The following is a 451-nucleotide window of genomic DNA, read 5'->3' on the forward strand; positions in this document are numbered from 1 at the left end:
AATACCGGTACCATCGCAAAGGATATTGAAATCCAGGGACCTAACTTTATCGACGGCAATAAATCAATTATACGCCAAAATCGCTGTTTCAATTAATGGTTGTAATTTAGTTGTACGCATAATAAACCTCCTATGAATTTTTTACCAAACGTTTTCCATAGGAGCTTAGAAAAGAAAAATAGACAAAATAAGCCTATCCTTCTATTCCTCCACAATCCCTACGCCAGTATTAACTGAACAGGTTCAAAGGGTCTGAATAAAAAGCTTTATACTATACTTTTTATTCACTCTCAGCCTAAGCTCCCCCTGTGGAAACGTTGATTGAATTTTTCAAAGTACATTATAAGCGATATATTCAAATAATGAAAGTTTTATGATTTTCATATTTACTAAAGTAGTATGATAATTGAATAAAACTTTTTCGGTTTTAGTTTTTTAAGTAGCAAATAGA

At 31.7% G+C, this 451-nt stretch carries 1 riboswitch.

From position 1 onward, the window contains the following. Window positions 1–197: 197 nt before the first annotated feature. Window positions 198–317, reverse strand: a riboswitch (TPP riboswitch). Between the last annotated feature and the right edge of the window lie 134 nt (window positions 318–451).

This window comes from Pallidibacillus pasinlerensis, from assembly GCF_009996845.1.
Lineage (GTDB): Bacteria > Bacillota > Bacilli > Bacillales > Caldibacillaceae > Pallidibacillus > Pallidibacillus pasinlerensis.